Here is a 17,331-nt window from a genome sequence, read left to right as displayed (position 1 = left end):
CTACCTCCATCATGGTCGCACGCAGGCTAGGGGGCGCCTGGTTCGCCAGAAATGCGTGATGATACGGATGCCGGTGCCATCGTGACGCCGGGCGCCGAGGGCTCGCCGGGATCCTGACCGGAATCGTCGCGGAGCGCGGCGCGGAAAGCATCGAGCCGGGAGCGATAGCCTTCCGCATCGCCATATTCGAGGAAGGCGCGATACCGATCGTGGGGCGCGCTGATCCGCACCGCATGCTTGATCGGGCACCAATATTGCTCGGTGCGGCTCGATACCTCGCGGACATAGGCGATGACGCCGTTGCCATAACTGCAATAGAGGCAGTTGAGCGCCTCGATGCCGTTAAGATAGGCGAGCCCGCCGCGATCGAGAGCGATGAAGTCCGACCGCCGGACGCGGACGATACCATAGGCCCGGAAACAGACGGCCTGATAGAGGCTCGTCCACAGGTCGATCAGGATGAGCGGGACGATCATCGAATAGATCAGCGGCGCGGTCAGTATCGCGCCGGCCGAGGAGCGGCGGAGATAGGAAGCCAGACCCGTGCGGAGCTTGCGCTGCTCCGCGACCAGTCCTTGCTCGAAAGCGGTGAAGCGCCCCTTGAGCGACCAGCCCAGGGCCTTGCGCCGCTGCTCGATCTCGCGATCGAGCTCGCCCTGCAGCCGGACGATTTCCGCCGCCAGCGCTTCGAGGCGTTGGGTCATGGCGTGATGAGAACCTTGAGCGCGTTGGTTTCGGCGGCGCGGCTGAAGATATCATATGCCTCGAAGATCGCGGCGAGCGAGAAGCGGTGGGTGATCAGCCGCTGGGGATCGACCTTGCCGGCCATGACCGTCTTCAGCAGCATCGGCGTGGTAGCGGTATCCACCAGCCGCGTCGTGATGGCGATGTTTTGCGACCAGAGCCGTTCGAGGTGCAGGTCCGCCTTGTGGCCGTGCACGCCGACATTGGCGATGATGCCGCCCGCCGCGACGAGGTCCTGGCAAAGCTCGAAGGTCGCCGGGATGCCGACCGCCTCGATCGCGGTATCGACGCCGCGTCCATCGGTGAGCGCGCGCACCGCGGCGGCGGCATCCTCCCGGCCGCTGTTGACGATGTCGGTCGCGCCGAACCGTGCCGCGACGTCGAGGCGATTATCGTCGATGTCGATCATGACGATCCGCGCCGGGGAATAAAATTGGGCGGTGAGCAGCGCGGCCAGGCCGATCGGGCCCGACCCGACGATCGCCACGCTGGCGCCGGGCTCCACCTTGCCGTTGAGCACGCCGCATTCGAACCCGGTGGGCAGAATGTCGCTCAGCATGACGAGCGCTTCCTCGTCGGCGCCGGCGGGTATGCGGTACAGGCTGGTGTCGGCATGCGGGATCCGGACATATTCGGCCTGGGTCCCGTCGATCACATTGCCCAGAATCCATCCGCCGGTCTCGCAATGGGAATACATGCCGCGCCGGCACGCTTCGCAGCGGCCGCAGGAGGAGATACACGAGATCAGCACATGATCTCCGGGACGGAAGGAAGATACGCCGGCCCCGACGCTCTCGACGATGCCGACGCCCTCATGGCCGAGGATGCGTCCGGGCGTGCAGGTCGGCACGTCTCCCTTGAGGATATGGAGGTCGGTCCCGCAGATCGTGGTATGCGTGATCCTGACGATGGCGTCGCCGGGCGCCGTGATGTCTGGCCTGGCGTGGTCGTCGAGGCTCTTCAGCCCAGGGCCGTGATAAACGAGCGCCTTCATCGCGCTGCTCCATCGATGTCAGATGGCCCTGAGGCCGAATGGCGGCGTGATGGCCCGCGGCCCCGGCGGCGAACATTCGTAGATTCCCCGACACGCGACGGCTCGGAGGCTCGAAAAAGGCGGACGCGATGTCCGAGCCGGCCGATATTTCCATCTGCCTGGAAATCGCTCCGGGTGGCGGGCGTGCGACCAGCAAGGGCAAGCGGAACAGGGCTCCTCGTTCCCCATCCGTATTCTTCCCCATAGGGAGCCGGTCCGGCCCGCCCTATCGCTTCCCGCATCATTAGCGGGAGGACCACAGGACATGCGCGACCATGACGATATCGCGACACTACTCCGGTCGCGGCTCATCGAGCTCCAGGCGCGGAGCGAAGCGATCGAGCGGGATCTCCAGCATCCGCTCGAGCAGGACAGCGCCGAGCAGGCGATCGATCTGGAGGACGACGAGGCCCTGAGCGCGGTCGACGCTATGCTGGGCGAGGAGATCGCCGCGATCCAGCGGGCGCTGCTGCGGCTCGAAACGGATGACTATGGCCTATGTGCCGGCTGCGGCGCGGAGATCGGCGCGGCGCGCCTCGAAGCCCAGCCGGCGGCGGCGCTGTGCATCGAATGCGCGCAGAGCAACGCATCGTCCTGACAGAGCATTGTCCCCTCACGCCGGCCGTCCGCAGGAGAATGAACATCATGAAGGGTTTCGTGGAAAATATCGAGCGCCTCACCTTGGAAAACGACGACTTCCGCCGCGTGCTTTACACCGGCCACAATTTGCAACTCGTGTTGATGACGATCCCGGCGGGCGAGGAGATCGGCGAGGAAGTCCATTCCGATCGCGACCAGTTCTTTCGGATCGAGGACGGTGAGGGCGAGGTCTGGATCGATGGCCTGTGCAACAATGTGAAGGCGGACGACGGCATCGTCGTTCCGCAGGGCGCGCAGCACAATGTCAGGGCCACGGGCGCCGGGCCGTTGCGGCTCTATACGATCTATGGCCCGCCCGAGCATGTCGATGCGACGGTACACCCTTCGAAGCGGGATGCCGAAGCACAGCATGAGCATTTCGACGGCCGCACCACCGAATGAGCGAACGAATCCGCCATCGGGAGGATCGTTCGGGAGAGCGAAGGGGCAGGGGTAAGGGACTCTACCAATATAGCGGCGCGCCGTGACGCCATATCCGGACGGCAGACCTTTTTCGGATGGAAAATGCCATGCTGGTTGCCCCGCCCTCACCCACCGTCACCCTCAAGACCCGTACCGGCTTCGAACTCGCCGTGCGCGCGGCCGAACCGACCGATGAGGCGCTGCTCGAGCATTTCTTCGCCGCGGTATCGCCCGAGGATCTGCGCTTTCGCTTCCTGTCCGCCCTCGACCATGTCGGCCATGACAAGCTGGCGCAGCTCGTCCGCGTCGACCATTGGCAGACCGAGAGCTTCCTGGCGTTCGACAATGACGATCGCCTGGTCGCCACCGCCATGCTGGCCTGTGCTCCAGCGATGGACGTTGGGGAGGTGGCCATTTCGATGCGCGCCGACGTCAAGGGACGCGGTATCGGCTGGACCCTGCTGGAGCATGTCGCTCATGAGGCGCAGCGGCGCGGCGTGAAGCGGCTTCAATGCATTGAGAGCCGCGAAAATCATTACGCAGTCGAGCTGGAGCGCGAGATGGGGTTCAAGGCCATCGATTCGGGGGACCCCTCGATCATCATCCTGGAGGCGCGGTTCTGAAGGTTGCCACCACGCCGGCGCCGGTGCCGCGGTGCTAGCGCTTGCCGGTCGCGGGTATCGCCCAGCCGATATTGGCCAGCGCCGCGCCTTCGACGATCAGATCGAGCGCGATGGCGAAAGCCAGCGGCCATAAGGATATGCCCGGCAGGCCCGCCGCTATGATCGCGGCGACGCCGAGCGTCGTGATCCCGGAAAGCGCCTCCCAGCCCCGTAGTGCCGCGCCGAGCCGCGCGGCGGTGGCCAGGCGGCTGATCCCGGCCATGGCTAGCGATCCGACGAGCAGCAGGGTAATCCATTGCTTGTCGATGAGCGGCTGGAAGAGCAGCGCGAGCGCAGCGCAGACATAGACGATCGAGGCGGCGACGGTGAACAAGGGCCAACCCCGCCGCCGCGCGGCACAGGCATGGCTGACCTGAAGTATGCCCGCAGCCAGCATGGCCATGCTGATCTCGAAGGTGGTGAGCCGGTCGATCAGGAACAGGGTGACGCAGCTCGCCACCCCCAACAGACACAGCGCGCCGCCGACCGAGATCGACCGCTCGCGCAGCGTTGACTGTTCGCCATAGGCATCATGTGGTTCAAGCATCCTGGCCTCCCTCTACTGGCCCCCACCTTCCTCCACCCGCCGGCATGGCCGCCATTGGTGAAAATACGGACGCCCTCGCCTTGGGATAATCCCCTATTCGAGTCACGCTGGCGATCGGGCACGAGGGCCTTTCGAAGGAGAGGTTCATGTCGCTCGATATCCAGTTCCATGGCGCAGCCCAGACCGTGACCGGGTCTTGCACCGAGGTCATCGCCGGGAAGAGCTGCCTGCTCATCGATTGCGGGCTGTTCCAGGGGCCGCGCAGCCTGGAGCATCTCAACCATCAGCCCTTCGGCTTCGACGTGCGGTCGATCGATGCGGTGATCCTCAGCCACGCCCATATCGATCATAGCGGGCTGCTCCCGCGGCTTGCCGCCGAAGGCTATGCCGGTCCGATCTGGATGACGACGCCGACCCGCGACCTGATCGGCTATATGCTGGCCGACGCGGCGCGCATCCAGGTGAGCGACGCACGCCACCACAATCTCCGCAGGGACCGCGCCGATGGCCGTCGCCACGACCCGCTCTACACCCCGCTCGACGCCGAGCGGGTGATGGACCTCGTGCGGACGACCGGCCTGGAGCAATGGTTCGAACCGTGCGACGGCGTCCGGGCCCGCTTCTGGGACGCAGGACATATCCTCGGCGCGGCGTCGATCGAGGTGGAGGCCGGGGGCGTGTCCCTGCTGTTCTCCGGGGATCTCGGCGGCAAGATCGCTTCGCTGGAGGCCGCGCCGCGCGGGCCCGCGGGCGTCGACCATGTCATCTGCGAATCTACCTATGGCGACCGCGTCCGGCCGCCGGCCGATCTCTTGCAGCGCCGGCAGGAGCTGAAGGCGGTGATCGAAGCTGCGCGGGCCGCGGGCGGCAACCTGATCATCCCGGTGTTCGCGGTGGAGCGTACCCAGGAGCTGCTGCTTGACATGGCGACCCTGTTCGATACCGGCGAACTCGCGCCCCAGGCGGTGTTCATCGATTCCCCGCTCGCCACGCGCGTCACCTCGGTCTTCGCCAGCAATGGCATCGACGGCACCGACGATGGCGCGGTCTTTTCGCACAGCGCGTTCCACTTCACCGAGACCAGCGCCGAATCGATGCGGCTGAATGCGATGTCGGGCGCGATCATCCTCGCCGGATCGGGCATGTGCGAGGGCGGGCGCGTCCGCCATCATCTGATCCACAATCTCGCGCGCCCGGATTCGACAATCTTGTTCGTCGGCTATCAGGCGCGCGGGACGCTCGGCCGGCTGATCTCGGAAGGCGCCAACCGGGTCCGCATTTCGGGCCATGACGTCGCCGTCCGCGCGCAGATCCGCTCGATCGACACCTATTCGGCGCATGCCGATCGTAACGATCTGCTCAGCTGGATCGAGGCGCGGCGGCCGATCGCCGGGAGCCTGTTCCTCAACCATGGCGAGGCCGAGGCGATCGCGTCGCTGGCGCTCGCCTGTGCGGGCAAGGCCGACATACGCTGCCCGTCGATCGGCGAGCGCTACCACCTTGCGGCGGGCAAGCCGGCACAGCGGACGAAAACGGGCGATCCGGTCCTGCAGGGCGCGGTCGAGCACGACTGGCAGAACGACTATGCCGATTTCTCGCTGCGGCTGAAGCACGAGCTCGAAGCGATCACCAAGCCGGCCGATCGCCGCCGCGCCATAGCGGAGATGTGGCGGGTGCTGACCGCCTATCAGGACAAGCGGGAGCGGCCCCGACGCCACGGCTGACGCGTCAGTCTGGGCCGAAACAACGCTCCATCGCCGCGTCATCCGACGATGGCCGGGCGCAGGGATTGATGCTGTCGAGATAGGACATGATCGCTGCGGTCTCGTCAGGCTCCAGGATGAAGCGCGGCATGTCGCGATGCCCGATCTCGACGCCTTGCAGCAGAGCTCCCGGCAAGGCGTATATCGGATAGCGCCGGAACAGATCCCGCAGCGGTGGAGCGTCGGGATGCGGGCTGGCCCCGTCGAGGCCGATCGCATGACAGCCGCCGCAACGCCGGTCGGTCAGGTCGCGGGCGGAGAGCGGCGCGGGGGGCCGGGCGATCGTGGCGCAGGCCACCAGCAACATCGCCGCCGACAGCGTGCATCCGAGCGGGACCAGCGCCTTCATTCGCGCCATATGGTTTGCGCAACTGCCGGTGCGGGCCATCTTTTCAGCTACCGTCACCGATCGTCTGCAGCGGCGCCATGCCGCGGCGTTCGGCATAGAGCCTGGCGCAGACGGCGCGGGCTTCCTCGCGGACGTCGTTCAGATGGCGATCGGCGAACAGCTTGCCGAGGCCTTCGACGATGCCGCCGATGTGCATCGTGCGGGCGGACTTCATCGCAAAGGCGCGGAAGAGATAGCGGGTCGAAATCTCGCGCAGCGCCTGAACCTGGCCCTGTTCGTTGAGCCAGGCTTCGGGTGCGCCGGACGTCGTGATACACAGCAGATGCGCCGCGCTGAGCAGACCCTGGCCGTGCCGCTTCCGGATCTGGCTGACGGTGACGCCGCTGCCGACGACGCGGTCGATATAGCCCTTCAATATGGCGGGCGGCATGCCGAACCAGATCGGATAGATGAAAGTGAAGATATCGCTGCCCTCCAGCGCCTCGAGTTCCGCCCTGACGTCGGCGGAGACGTGGAAGCCGGGCGCCCCGGGCTGTTCCTCTTCGCGAAGCACCGGATCGAAGCCCATCCTGTAGAGGTCGCGCAGCACGAACTCCTGGCCCTGATCGCGCACGGTGTCGCAATAGGTCTGTGCAATCGCCGCATTGAAGCTGTGGGCGTCTGGATGGGCGAGGATGACGGCGTGGCGAACGGGCCGGTCGATCGAAGACATCGCAACCTCCTTCACGGACCGAGCGCGCAGATCGGTTTGCCGCAATATTGACGGCCTCTCTAAATCCGGGCGGGCAGGCGGCCCATTGGGAAGTCTACCTATCGGTCACGATGCTCCCGATGCCGTTGCGGCTTGGGGAAGTTACGCATGGCGCCTGAGCGGCGGCGCGACGACATGCATGGCTGTTCCATTGCAGAGGGGCGTTCGTGCACAAGTTCAGGATCAGAAGGGTCGCGGTCGACACCCACCCGGAAAACACGGTGTTCCTGTCGCGCGGCAACAACGGCTATGGTCCGGAGCAATTCCAGGCGTTGCGGAAGATCGAGATAGGCGAGGGGCCGCGGCAGATCCTAGCGACGCTCGCGATAGTCGACGACGCGGGCCTGCTGGGCGCTGACGAGATCGGCCTCGGCGAACAGGCGTTCAGGCGGCTCGGCCTGCCCGAGGGCGCGATGGTGGACATCGCCCAGGCGACGCCGCCCGACAGCCTGGAGGCGGTTCGCCGGAAGATCGGTAGCGAGACCCTCGTCGATCATGAAATCCGCGCGATCATCGGCGACGTCGCCGCCTTTCGATATTCGCCGATGGAGATAGCGGCCTTTCTGGTCGCCTGCGCGGGTTTCATGACGACCGAGGAGACCCTGTCGCTGACCCGGGCCATGGCCGAGGTGGGAAACCGGCTGCGCTGGGACATACCGATGATCGTCGACAAGCATTGCATCGGCGGTATCCCCGGCAACCGGACGTCGATGATCGTCGTGCCGATCGTCGCGGCGCATGGCCTGACCATGCCCAAGACATCCTCGCGCGCGATCACCTCGCCGTCGGGGACGGCCGACACGATGGAGGTGCTCGCCAATGTCGATCTGTCGCCGGACCGGTTGCAGGCGATCGCGGCGGCGGAGAAGGCGGTCCTCGCCTGGGGCGGGCGGGTCAATCTTTCCCCGGCCGACGACATATTGATCTCGGTCGAGCGTCCGCTCCGCATCGACACGTTCGATCAGATGGTCGCGTCGATCCTCTCGAAGAAGCTGGCGGTGGGCTCGACCCATCTGGTGATCGACATACCGGTCGGCCCCACCGCCAAGGTGCGTTCGCAGAGCGAGGCCATCCGGCTGCGCAAGCTGTTCGAATATGTCGGCGGCCGGCTGGGTCTCGTCATGAAGGTGATCCTGACCGACGGCGCGCAGCCGATCGGCCGGGGCATCGGGCCGGTGCTCGAGGCGCGCGACGTGATGAGCGTGTTGCGCAACGAGGAGAATGCGTGCGGCGACCTGCGCGACCGGGCCTTGATGCTCGCCGGGCATGTGCTCGACTTCGATCCCGGTCTCGCGGGTGGTCAGGGCTTCGCACGGGCGCGGGCGCTGCTGGAATCGGGAGAGGCGCTCGCCGCGATGGAGCGGCTGATCGCCGCGCAGGGCCGCCAGCCGGTGCAGCCCCAGCTCGGCCATTTCGCGTGGGAAGCGCCTGCCTGGAAGGACGGCGTGGTCACCGCGATCGACTGTCATCTCATCGCCCGCATCGCGCGGCTGGCGGGCGCGCCGATGGACAAGGGCGCGGGGATCGACCTGTTCAGGAAGGTCGGCGAGCCGGCGCGCGCGGGGGATGCGCTGTACCGCATCCACGCGCATTCGGAGGCGGGCCTCGCCTTCGCGCGAACGCTTTCGGAGCGTAGTTCGGGCTATACGCTCCAGTAACGGGTGTCAGTCCTTGCCTTCGCCCATGCCGGCGGCGAACGCGATCCGCAGCGCTTCGGACAGGCTGCGCGCGTGCAGCTTGGTCATGATGTTGGCGCGATGCACCTCCACGGTCCGCGACGAAATGCCCAGATCATAGGCGATGGTCTTGTTGGGATAACCCTGGGCAAGCCCCTCGAGCACCTCGCGCTCGCGCGCGGTGAGCGCGCCGAGGGCAATATCGGCTTCGGCCGCGCGCGCCGCCGCGTCATGCTTCGCCTCGAGCCGTTCGAAGGCCCGTTCGATCGCTTCCAGCAGCGCGGCGGCCTCGAACGGCTTTTCCAGGAAGTCGACCGCGCCGGCCTTCATCGCCTTGACCGCGATGCCGACGTCGCCATGGCCGGTCAGCACGATCACCGGCATCCCGACGCCGCGCTCGTTGAGTTCCTGCTGAACCTCCAGCCCGTCCTTCTCCGGCATGCGGACGTCGAGCAGGATGCACCCGGTTTCGGCATGGCGAACCTCCTTCAGGAAGGCGACGCCCGATTCCCAGGTACGGACCGCGAAGCCCGATGTCTTGAGCATGAAGCCCGCGGACCGGCGGATGCTCTCCTCATCGTCGATGATGTGGATCAGGCGCTTGTCACTCATTCGACAGTCTCCATGTCCGCGCGGACCAATGTGAAGTGAAAGGCGGTGCCGCCGCCTTCCACCGGCTCCGCCCAGATCCGCCCGCCATTGGCTTCCACGATGGTCCGGCAGATCGAAAGGCCAAGGCCCATTCCTCCGGCCTTGGTGCTGTTAAAGGCCCGAAACAGGTTTTCCGCAATCTCCGGCGCGATTCCGGGGCCGGTATCGGCCACCGTCATCCGCACGAAGCCGTCGTCCTCGGCCGCACTCGCGATCGTCAGGCGGCGGACGGGCGACTCGCCCATTGCCTCGATCGCGTTGCGGATCAGGTTGATCAGGACCTGCTGGGTCTGGACCTTGTCGACCAGCACCAGCATGGCCGCCGGGTCCAGGTCGACGCGGGTTTCGATTCCCTTCTCGCGCGCGCCGATCAGCGCCAGCTTGGACGCCTCGTCGATCAGGTCGGACAGGCGCTCGACGCTCTTCTCGACCTCGCCCCTGGCGACGAATTCGCGCAGGCGGCGGACGATGCCACCGGCGCGAAGCGCTTCGCTGGCGGCGCCGTCGAGGGCTTCCTCGATCATCGGCCGGTCTTCGGGATCGTCTTCGCGCATCAGGTTCTGGACGCCGCGGACATAGTTCACGACGGCGGTGATCGGCTGGTTCAACTCATGCGCCAGGGTGGACGCCATCGTCCCCATCGCGCTGACCCGCGCCGCGTGGACCAGGCCCGACCGCAACTCCTCGATGCGGTCGTCGGTCGCCTGCTTCTCGGTCAGGTCGCGGATGAAGCCGGTGAACACCCTCTCTCCCCCGGTGATCGCCTCGCCGACCGCCAGTTCCATCGGAAAGGTGGTGCCGTCGCCGCGCTGGCCGATGACGGTGCGGCCGATGCCGATGATCCGCTTCTCGCCGGTCGAAAGATAGCGTTCGATGAAAGCGTCATGTTTCTGAGCATAGGGCGCGGGCATCAGCCGGCTGACGTTGCTGCCGACGACATCGGCCTCGGCCAGCCCGAACAGCCGCTCGGCGGCCGCGCTGAAGGACAGGATCTCGCCCGTGTCGTTGATCACGATCATCGCGTCGGGCACGGTCGCCAGGATCGACCGGAACTGCCGCGCGCTCGCCTCCAGCCGCCGTTCGGTGGCGCGTTGCTCGGTGATGTCGCGCACCACCGTTCCGAAACCGCGCAGAGCGCCCGCATCGTCATACAGCGCCGTCATGGTCACATGCGCCAGGAATTCGGAGCCGCTCTTGCGAACGCGCCAGTCCTCCTCCTCAAACCGGCCCTCGTCCCGCGCGCGTCGAAGGTCGAGCGCGGGCTTCCCCTCGGCGATCGCCTGTTCGGCATAGAAGACGGAGCAGGGCTGCCCGATGACATCGCCTTCCTTCCACCCCACCAGCCGTTCGGCGGCCTTGTTCCAGATGGTCACCCGGCCTTGGGGATCGAGCATGTAGATGGCATAGCCGGCCGCGCCGTCGATCAGCAGGTTGAGCTCGTCGGCAAGCTGGTCGGCGTCGGCTGCGCGTTGACGCGCCGCCTGTTCGCTTTCGCGCGACCGGCTGCGCAGGCCCATGACATAATAGGCGATCAGGATGATCAGCCCGGCTATGACCAGGAAGGCCAGCCCGGCGAGCCCGTCCGGTCCGCCGGTCCAGCCTTGCCAGCCGAGGCAGGCGATCGCCAGCACCGTCGCCGCGATGGCAGGCCCCGGCCCGGCGGCGACACCGGTGACGAGGATGGCAAGGATGAACGGCAGATAAGGACCGCTGGCCTGGAGCGGGCCGTCCACAACGGTCCGCAGCGCGAAAGCCAGCGATACCGACCCGATCGCCAGGCCATAGGCGGCCAGCCGGAGGAGCGCCGATCTTGAAAACATCATTCGTCAGGCAACGCCAGGGCGTTTTCCATCCGCTGGGTCTCCAGAAGGCGGAGCGCGGCCAGACACGGCCGACTCGTCCTTTTCCTTTAACCCACGTCTATAATGTCGCCGAAGGCGCGCTGGCCATAGCCGCCTGACCCCGCCGCAGCGTTTCGACCAGCCTGGAATCGGCGAAGGGCTTCGAAAGCACCGCCGAGAATCCGGCGTCGGCCGCGGCCTTCCGCACATCCCGGGTATCGAACGCGGTGATCAGGATTGCCGTCCCGTTCCAGCCATTTGCGCGCAGCGCGCGCAGCGCTTCGACGCCGTCGCCATCGGGCAGGCAATAGTCGATCACCGCATGCGTGGGCTGCCAGAACGCCATCTCCGCCAGCGCAGGCCCGGCGGAAGAGAAGGCATGGACCTCGAACCGTTCGCCATGGAGAAGCAACTGCAAGGAACGCCGCACCCCCGCATCGTCCTCGATCAGCAGAAGACGAGCCTTATTTTTCGCCGTCATATTCGCCTTTGCCTCATCCCGATGCTGGAACTCGCTTCTTCCTACGCACGCAGGGGGGTGGTGCGGGATTGGTAGAGTTACTGATGCAGGTCGGATGTATTTAATCGGGTTCGCCCTCCGCGCCCTTATCGGCCGCGTCCAGCGAGTAACGACTTCACCTTCGGCGAATGCGAGTTGGCGGGCGTGCCAGGGAAATATCAGCACGATCGAGATCGCGCTCGACGGCGAGATCACCGAGCTTTCGTTGCCGCTGGAGCCCAGGGCTTTGGCGGAGGCGTTGGCTATCGTGTTTCCGATGGGAGATTGCGGTGGGTTAGCGTTGCGTTAGGGTTGTCCGAGACGTTCGATATTTGCCTTACTTCCAGGCCTTCAGCGCTCGCTCGCCGTACCTGAAAGCCGCTGTTCATTTACCAACTTAAATGCGGGACGAGAAATGTCCGACTTTGGGACATTTCTGCCGTTACATCGCGGCTTATCGAACGGCAGGGTCCGGCCAACCGGTTATTCCGCATCTACTCCGCTATAACCCATTGCGAACGGATATGGACTCTTCAAACCCGGTCGTGACATACAGTCGGTCGGCAGAATTTTCGTTGTCCATTGGACTGAAATCGAGCGACTCTCGCAACCTACTGGAGATAGAAGACAATGCTCGTAGGTCCCACCCGCTCGACGATGTGCAATCAATGCCTAGACAGCCCGCGCGTCCTTGTGTGACCACGTGAAACTCCGTCTTACGGCCGCGCCGCACCCTTCCCCTGTCACCAACATTAAAGCGAGCCGATACGAACTCGCCCGAACGCGACAGTTGGCTCGCGCCTGGGCCGCGACCCTCCCCGAGCCGATGCGACGCGATCTGGCCGCGCTGTTCACGCAGCGGGCGATGGAATCCTATCGCAACCATGCCTACCCAACGGCAAGGTTCAGCGACCCGTTCAGCAAGCCCTATGGCAGACTCGACTTAGCTGTACAGCAGTTGGCCGAGGCGCTCGGCAGGGAAGCTGTGCCCTTGCCCCCAGCTGAGGCGCTCTTCCAACTCACCAGCCTATACACGACCTTGCTCGACAGCCGCGAGCGCAGCGCGCTCGGCGCGTTCTATACGCCACCGGCTCTTGCCGAGCGTCTACTAGACCTTGCCGGGGAACATGGCGTCGACTGGCGCACGGCTTCGATCCTGGACCCGGCCAGCGGCGGCGGCGCGTTCCTCGTGCCGGCAGCGCGTCGCATGCGGATGGCCCTAGCGAGCGTCGACCCGGTGTTCGCTCTCGCGCAGATTGGCACACGGCTTAAGGGGTTCGAACTGGACCCCTACGCCGCTTGGTTCGGCCAGGCGGCCGTCGAAATCGAACTGGCTGACCTCGCTGCGCGTGCGCGCCGGCCCGTGCCGATCGTTGTCCACGTCGCCGACACGATTGAGGAGGCCCCCACCGAAGACTACGGTCTGGTCGTAGGCAACCCTCCCTACGGCCGGCTGACGCTGACGCCCGATCAGCGGGCGCGGTTCGCACGCAGCCTTTACGGCCACGCGAACCTCTACGGCGTCTTCACCGATATTGCTGTGCGCTGGGCTAAACCCAACGGCGTAATAGCCTATTTGACCCCGACGAGCTTTCTCGGCGGCCAATATTTCTCGGCGCTCCGGTCAATGCTTGCGCTAGAGGCTCCGCCTGTCGCGGTGGACTTCGTCCAGGCGCGCAGCGGCGTCTTCGAGGATGTACTTCAGGAGACGTTGCTGGCCGTCTACCGGCGTGGCCAGAACGCGAGCCGCTTCCAAGTTCACTACTTGCAACTCACGGATGATGCGGAAACCCGTCTCGTTCGCAACGGCACGGTCGCCCTGCCGGCGACCGCCTCGGATCCGTGGCTGGCACCGCGCGAACCGCATCAAGCGAAGCTCATTGCCACCGCCGAGCGCATGGCTTGTCGCCTAGCCGATTGGGGTTATCAAGTCTCGACCGGCCCCTTGGTCTGGAATCGGTTCAAGTCTCAGTTGAAGGACCGCCCAAGTAAGCAGACGCGCCCCCTCATCTGGGCAGAGGCGGTCACAACGGACGGACGTTTCATACATCGCGCCGAGCGACGGGGACACGCCCCCTATTTCAAAATCGAGCGCGGCGACGCCTGGCTAGTCGTCGACCAAGCCTGCGTTCTAGTTCACCGCACGACCGCTAAGGAACAACCACGCCGGCTCATCGCGGCCGAGCTTCCGCAAGCCTTCATCAATGCAGAAGGCGGCGTGGTGGTCGAGAATCATCTGAATATGGTCCGGCCTATCGCGTCGCCGAAGGTTTCGCCAGCCGTTGTCGCGGCCTTTCTGAACAGCGCGGCCGCCGATCAGCTTTTCCGCTGCATCAATGGCAGCGTCGCCGTCTCAGCCTTCGAGCTTGAAGCTTTGCCTTTGCCCACCGCTGCGGAGATGACGGCGGTTGAACGGCTCGTAGCGCGCGGTGCCGATCGCGATCACATCGAAGCGGCGATCGTCGCACTCTACAAGCAGGCCCGCGTTTGACCGAGATGCCTGACCTTCTGACCCGTGACCAGATTCGGACCCGGCTACCAGAAATCTTCCCGAACGGCATCCCGCGCCGAACATACGCCATAAGTCCGGCGGCGGCGGCCACCATCTTTGTTGCGCTTTACATCAACGCGGTCGAAGGCGGTACCGAAGTCCTACAGCCGAAGCCAATCTACCGGATGACCGAAGAGCAGGCGGCACTTACCAGCGGCAAAGACCGGGAGGCTTTCGCGAAGGCAATGCGAGGGAGGGGCCAAGCCGTAGGTACGACCCGATGGTATCAGGACAACAGCCGAGAGACAATTCGCGACGACGTCCTGCGCGAGACCCTCGTTCCGCTCGGTGCGGTCATTGCCGACCCCAATGTGACGATCACGGCGAACAAGCCCCGTTACGTTCTCTCCTCCGGCTTCGCCGCATTGTTCGATCCTTCGCTAGAGGGCGAGGCGCTCGCGGCAGCTATCACAGCCTGGCGTAGCTCCGCCTTGTCGCCTGGCACTTTAGCGCGCATCGCGCTGACCCTACAGGGCGCTACAACCGGGAACGACGACGTCCTGATTACCTTCCCGAACGGCGAAACGCGCCGGATGCGGCCGGGGCCAAGTGCCAACATTACGAAAGCCATCATCGAGGACTTCGCGCCGCGCTTCCTAGCCCAGCCCGTCGTCATCGCCACCAGCGACAGCGCGGAGAAAGTCACAACGCTGGACGAGGCACGCGCTAAGGCGATAGGCCTCAACGTCAAAGCCGACCAGAATCTGCCCGACATCATCCTCGTCGATCTTGGGCCTGCTGATCCGCTTCTCGTCTTCGTCGAGGTGGTCGCGACGGATGGACCTGTAAGCGAGCGCCGTATGGAGGCACTCCGGCAGCTTGTCGCCGAAGCCGGCTTCCCCCCGGCTCATGTAGCGTTTGTCACAGCCTATCTCGACCGCAGCGCGGCACCTTTCCGGTCGACTATCGGGACGCTGGCCTGGGGAAGCTACGCCTGGTTTATGTCGGAGCCCGAAGGCTTGCTCGAGCTCACCAAAACGCGAAGGACGATCGGTTAATGCAACGACAGCCTCGCCCCCAAGACATCTCGTGGTTCCTCGACCTCAACCGTAACAGCCAACTCGACCTAGACCCTCCCTATCAGCGTCGCAGCGTATGGACGACGGGCGACCGCCGATATTTCCTCGACACCATCTTTAATAACTATCCGGTGCCAGCAGTCTTCCTGCACAAAACCTTCGACGAAGCGGGTAACTCGATCCACCATGTGGTCGATGGTAAGCAGCGGCTTGAGACAATCCTACTTTTTGCCGCTGACAAGCTGCGGATTCCGCTTACTATCAGCGACCCCCGGCTTGCGGGCAAAAAGTTCTCGGAACTCGATCGCGAAGGCAAAGAGCGCTTCTGGAATTATTCCGTTTCGGTAGAGTTCTTACCGGTCGTGGACGACACCATCGTCAACAACATCTTCGAGCGGATCAACCGCAACAGCCGGAAGCTTACGGCGCAGGAACTTCGCCATGCCAAGTTCGAGGGCTGGTTCATCAACTTCGTTGAGGCGCAGTCCAATGAGGCCGCTTGGGAAAAACTCGGCGTCGTTACGAAAGCTCGGGCCAGACGTATGGCGGACGTCCAGTTCATCTCGGAATTGTTCCTCGCAACGATCACCGGAGACATCCAAGGTTTTAGCCAAGGTGCGCTCGACGAGGCCTATGCTTACTACGAATCCAGCGAAGAAGCCGTCCTGCCGGAGACGACCGACGTCCTCGAAGCCCGCTTTATGACTGGTCGGGAGTTCCTCTCAAAAGCTTGGGACGTCGAAGAGCGGATTCGCGCGCCCCTTCGCAATCAGGCCACCTTCTATAGCGTCTGGGGCTATCTACAGGCGCACTTCGACCCAAACCGTGATCCAATCGAGTTCGGCCGCCGGCTTGGCGACTTCCTCGACCGCGTGAAAACGACGACGGAAATGCCGCTCGCTCTCCCGAAAGAGGGCGAACCCGGCTATGAGCTCATGGCCGCAGCCTTCCGGTTTGGCGTGAACTTGTCCGGCGCATCTACCGATGAAACCCCTCGCCGAGCGCGCGCAGGGGCGCTTGAAGAAGGCCTGCAGCTCATCCCATGAAGGTCCGGGCGGCTCTCCGCGAGAGCTGGACAATCCAGAAGGCCGGCTTCGAGGAGTTGGGCCAACTCGCCGAAAATAAGTTCCGACTCGAGTGTTCTCGGCGCCGCTGGCACTACGAGGCGAGGGTGAAGGAGCTCGACAGCTTCGCCATGAAGATTGAGACCGGACGCGTGTTGGCAGTCGATCAGATGGAGGACTTCCTCGGTTGCACAATTGTCGTTCAGAACAGCTCCCAGATCGCTTCGGCTCTCGAGTTGGTGGAGACCTTCTGCGACATCGTATATCGCAAGCCGCCGATTCCGGAGGAGACGAGCTCGACGCCATCAAACTTTGTCTTCGACGATTTGCGTCTCTACGTCCGTCTGAAGCCGACGCCTGGCACCCGCCCATCTCCGGCCGACGGTTTGATTTTTGAGATCCAGCTCAAGACGTTCCTGATGCACGCGTGGGCCATCGCGACCCACGACCTGCTCTATAAATCCGATCAGCTTAGCTGGGCGCGCGAACGTATTGCCTTCCAGGTTCGGGCTATGCTTGAGCACGCGGAGATAACTATCCAGAAAGCCGACGTTCTGGCCGGTGCCGGCCAGCTTGCCCGTGAAGACAAAGAGACCGCTGAGCTTAAGGCCCTGATGACCGCGTTAGACGCCTGGCCGGCGGACCAGCTCCCCACCGATCGCAGGCGTCTTGCTCAGAATGTCCGCGGTATGCTCCGCCTCGTGAAAATTGAGGTCGACATCTTCGTCGACTGGCTGGCGGGTGCCGGTGCCCTGCCCCTCGACGTTGGTCCCTATCAACGTGCGGTTCAACTGGTCATCGCCAACTGCGAAGCCGACCTCCGCCGCTACGCCGGGCGCAATCCGGGAAAAAGGCGGTTCGTGCTCTACGAGGCTGACCGCCCCGAGTGGCTAGCTACGCACCATCCGGGCTTCCTCATCGTCCCGGCCGACTGATTGGCTGCTATTCCTCGTTGACTCAGGTGGCATGTGGTTTTGGGACGGGCGTGCGGCAGCCGGCGGCGAGCGCGAGGCGGGCGCGGTCAGCGAGCTGGTGGTGGGCTTCGCTGGCGACGCGCAGCAGCGTTTCACGAGCGTAGGGAACGACCTCGCCGATCGTGTTAAGCAACACGGAGCGCAG

General features: G+C 64.7%; 18 protein-coding genes. 9 read left to right on the top strand and 9 right to left on the bottom strand.

Annotated elements, in window-relative coordinates; all coding sequences use genetic code 11:
- Positions 1-26: 26 nt before the first annotated feature.
- Positions 27-704, bottom strand: coding sequence for a hypothetical protein (locus tag ASE00_RS15600; RefSeq protein ID WP_200957947.1), 678 nt, complete (start codon positions 702-704; stop codon positions 27-29).
- Positions 701-1,738 (bottom strand): zinc-dependent alcohol dehydrogenase family protein, encoded by a 1,038-nt coding sequence (locus ASE00_RS15595; protein WP_056381990.1) that lies wholly within the window; start codon positions 1,736-1,738, stop codon positions 701-703. Before ASE00_RS15595 ends, ASE00_RS15600 begins: the two co-directional genes overlap by 4 nt.
- Before the next feature lie 304 nt (positions 1,739-2,042).
- Between ASE00_RS15595 and ASE00_RS15590 the strand changes: the two genes are divergently transcribed.
- From ASE00_RS15590 to ASE00_RS15580, 3 genes are all read left to right on the top strand, one after another.
- The gene (locus ASE00_RS15590; RefSeq protein WP_056381989.1) at positions 2,043-2,375 is read left to right on the top strand and encodes a TraR/DksA family transcriptional regulator; all 333 of its coding nucleotides are present in this window, start codon (positions 2,043-2,045) and stop codon (positions 2,373-2,375) included.
- 47 nt (positions 2,376-2,422) lie between these two features.
- Positions 2,423-2,818 carry a cupin domain-containing protein gene (locus ASE00_RS15585; protein ID WP_056382601.1) on the top strand — a complete coding sequence of 132 codons (396 nt, stop codon included), beginning with the start codon at positions 2,423-2,425 and terminating at the stop codon, positions 2,816-2,818.
- A gap of 128 nt (positions 2,819-2,946) precedes the next feature.
- Positions 2,947-3,462, top strand: coding sequence for a GNAT family N-acetyltransferase (locus tag ASE00_RS15580; protein WP_156405465.1), 516 nt, complete (start codon positions 2,947-2,949; stop codon positions 3,460-3,462).
- Positions 3,463-3,496: 34 nt separating this feature from the next.
- Here ASE00_RS15580 and ASE00_RS15575 read toward each other — a convergent pair whose 3' ends face one another.
- On the bottom strand, positions 3,497-4,048 hold the full coding sequence (locus tag ASE00_RS15575) for an HdeD family acid-resistance protein (protein ID WP_056381985.1): 552 nt from the start codon (positions 4,046-4,048) through the stop codon (positions 3,497-3,499).
- A 146-nt stretch (positions 4,049-4,194) separates the two neighbouring features.
- Between ASE00_RS15575 and ASE00_RS15570 the strand changes: the two genes are divergently transcribed.
- Positions 4,195-5,772 carry an MBL fold metallo-hydrolase RNA specificity domain-containing protein gene (locus ASE00_RS15570; protein WP_056381983.1) on the top strand — a complete coding sequence of 526 codons (1,578 nt, stop codon included), beginning with the start codon at positions 4,195-4,197 and terminating at the stop codon, positions 5,770-5,772.
- A 4-nt stretch (positions 5,773-5,776) separates the two neighbouring features.
- On the opposite strand, the gene ASE00_RS15565 is transcribed toward ASE00_RS15570, so the two are convergent.
- Positions 5,777-6,160 (bottom strand): c-type cytochrome, encoded by a 384-nt coding sequence (locus ASE00_RS15565; protein WP_162256471.1) that lies wholly within the window; start codon positions 6,158-6,160, stop codon positions 5,777-5,779.
- Positions 6,161-6,203: 43 nt separating this feature from the next.
- Positions 6,204-6,872, bottom strand: a complete 669-nt coding sequence (locus tag ASE00_RS15560; protein WP_156405463.1) for an NAD(P)H-dependent oxidoreductase — start codon at positions 6,870-6,872, stop codon at positions 6,204-6,206.
- A 206-nt stretch (positions 6,873-7,078) separates the two neighbouring features.
- On the opposite strand from ASE00_RS15560, the gene ASE00_RS15555 reads away from it, so the two are divergent.
- Complete coding sequence (locus ASE00_RS15555) at positions 7,079-8,569, top strand: thymidine phosphorylase family protein (protein WP_056381977.1); 1,491 nt, start codon at positions 7,079-7,081, stop codon at positions 8,567-8,569.
- Between the two features lie 6 nt (positions 8,570-8,575).
- On the opposite strand, the gene ASE00_RS15550 is transcribed toward ASE00_RS15555, so the two are convergent.
- From ASE00_RS15550 to ASE00_RS15540, 3 genes are all read right to left on the bottom strand, one after another.
- The gene (locus ASE00_RS15550; protein ID WP_056381976.1) at positions 8,576-9,199 is read right to left on the bottom strand and encodes a response regulator transcription factor; all 624 of its coding nucleotides are present in this window, start codon (positions 9,197-9,199) and stop codon (positions 8,576-8,578) included.
- Positions 9,196-11,061, bottom strand: a complete 1,866-nt coding sequence (locus ASE00_RS15545; RefSeq protein WP_056381974.1) for a PAS domain S-box protein — start codon at positions 11,059-11,061, stop codon at positions 9,196-9,198. The genes ASE00_RS15550 and ASE00_RS15545 overlap by 4 nt, the downstream gene beginning before the upstream one ends.
- A 97-nt stretch (positions 11,062-11,158) precedes the next feature.
- Positions 11,159-11,560, bottom strand: coding sequence for a response regulator (locus ASE00_RS15540; RefSeq protein WP_056381972.1), 402 nt, complete (start codon positions 11,558-11,560; stop codon positions 11,159-11,161).
- 844 nt (positions 11,561-12,404) lie between these two features.
- Here ASE00_RS15540 and ASE00_RS15530 point away from each other — a divergent pair.
- The 4 genes from ASE00_RS15530 to ASE00_RS15515 are packed head-to-tail and all read left to right on the top strand — an operon-like array spanning position 12,405 to position 17,147.
- A complete protein-coding gene (locus tag ASE00_RS15530) occupies positions 12,405-14,069 on the top strand; it encodes an Eco57I restriction-modification methylase domain-containing protein (RefSeq protein WP_156405462.1) in 1,665 nt (554 codons plus the stop codon).
- Between the two features lie 5 nt (positions 14,070-14,074).
- Positions 14,075-15,127 (top strand): BsuBI/PstI family type II restriction endonuclease, encoded by a 1,053-nt coding sequence (locus tag ASE00_RS15525; protein ID WP_056382600.1) that lies wholly within the window; start codon positions 14,075-14,077, stop codon positions 15,125-15,127.
- Positions 15,127-16,194 carry a DUF262 domain-containing protein gene (locus ASE00_RS15520; protein ID WP_056381965.1) on the top strand — a complete coding sequence of 356 codons (1,068 nt, stop codon included), beginning with the start codon at positions 15,127-15,129 and terminating at the stop codon, positions 16,192-16,194. The genes ASE00_RS15525 and ASE00_RS15520 overlap by 1 nt, the downstream gene beginning before the upstream one ends.
- A complete protein-coding gene (locus ASE00_RS15515; RefSeq protein WP_056381963.1) occupies positions 16,191-17,147 on the top strand; it encodes a hypothetical protein in 957 nt (318 codons plus the stop codon). The genes ASE00_RS15520 and ASE00_RS15515 overlap by 4 nt, the downstream gene beginning before the upstream one ends.
- 22 nt (positions 17,148-17,169) lie before the next feature.
- On the opposite strand, the gene ASE00_RS15510 is transcribed toward ASE00_RS15515, so the two are convergent.
- A complete protein-coding gene (locus ASE00_RS15510; RefSeq protein ID WP_162256470.1) occupies positions 17,170-17,322 on the bottom strand; it encodes a hypothetical protein in 153 nt (50 codons plus the stop codon).
- Between the last annotated feature and the right edge of the window lie 9 nt (positions 17,323-17,331).

The sequence above is a fragment of the Sphingomonas sp. Root710 genome (assembly GCF_001429065.1).
In the GTDB taxonomy this organism is placed as follows: domain Bacteria; phylum Pseudomonadota; class Alphaproteobacteria; order Sphingomonadales; family Sphingomonadaceae; genus Rhizorhabdus.
Note: the sequence above shows the minus strand (reverse complement) of the source record. Positions and strands in the feature narration are given on the sequence as shown.